Below are 1,161 nucleotides of genomic sequence, written 5' to 3' on the forward strand. Positions count from 1 at the left end.
GGCACGAATCCTGCGCGACTACGGCGAGGAACGTTTCGCGCCGAGGGTCGCGGGGCTTATCGTCAAGGAACGCGCCAAGGAGCCCATCACCTCCAAGCCGGCACGCTCCACCCGTGCACCCCGGCCAGGAGCTGCGGGGCGGCCCACATGGTGGCGAACAGGCCGCCGTACACGCCGACGCCGATCAGGGCGGCCCCGCGGAAGACGCGGTCGGCCGGCAGGTCTCGCGGGACGAACCCGCCCGCGACCGTACGGGTGCGCCGGACCAGCGCGGCCCCCGCGAGCACCGCCACCACCCCGGCCAGCGCCGCGACCGGCCAGGTCAGCCCCAGGTTGGCCGACTGGACGAGCACGAGGAACGCCGACACGCCCGCCGCCAGCAGGCCCGCGCCCACGACGTCCACCCGGCCGCCCGCCCCCGCCCGCCGCGCCACCGGCAGGCAGAACGGCACCGCCACCAGCGCCAGCGCGGGCAGCGCGAGCGTGAGCCGCCACGATAACGCCTGGGTGACCAGCCCGCCGGCCAGCGTCGCGCCCGCCGAGAACACCGCCATCGCGCTGCCGAACCAGGCCAGCACCGCCTGACGGCGCTCCGGCTCGGCCGTCGCCGCCAGGTTCAGCGCGACCGCCGACAGCGCGCCCGACCCGGCCGCCAGCACCGCCCGCGCCGCCACGAGCGCGCCCAGCGACGGCGCCACCAGGCAGGCCAGCGCCCCGAGCGCCAGCACCGCCGAGCCGAGCAGCAGCGTGCGGCGCACCCCCCACGCGTCCGACAGACGCCCGAACAGCGCCGTCCCGATGCCCAGCGCCAGCGCGTGCGCGGTCAGCACCCACACCACCGCGCCAGGACGCGCCCCCAGTGCGGCGGCGACGTCCGGCAGGGCGACCCCGGCCGCCGTGACGCCGAACACGGCCGGGCCGAAGAGCGCGCCCAGCCTGATCCCGATCGATCCACTCCCGTTCATGCCGGCCAGTCCATCGCGGGAAGAGCGGGCGAACCAGGAGACGTTCTCCTGGACAGTCATCACCGATCATGATGAATGGAGACACAGTGGAGCTGCGGCAGCTCGCCTACTTCGTCGCCGTCGCCGACGAGGGCGGTTTCGGCCGGGCCGCCGAGCGGCTGCACATCGTCCAGCCCGCGGTCAGCCAGCAGGTGAG

General features: G+C 75.7%; 2 protein-coding genes. One reads left to right on the forward strand and one right to left on the reverse strand.

What is annotated here, in order from left to right:
* Nucleotides 1-86: 86 nt before the first annotated feature.
* Complete coding sequence (locus tag ACWCSD_RS52955) at nucleotides 87-1,025, reverse strand: MFS transporter (protein ID WP_449927625.1); 939 nt, start codon at nucleotides 1,023-1,025, stop codon at nucleotides 87-89.
* 11 nt (nucleotides 1,026-1,036) lie between these two features.
* On the opposite strand from ACWCSD_RS52955, the gene ACWCSD_RS52960 reads away from it, so the two are divergent.
* Nucleotides 1,037-1,161, forward strand: a 125-nt coding sequence (locus tag ACWCSD_RS52960; protein WP_449927627.1) for a helix-turn-helix domain-containing protein, incomplete at its 3' end; no start/stop codon positions are given.

The organism is Nonomuraea sp. NPDC001684, assembly GCF_053596515.1.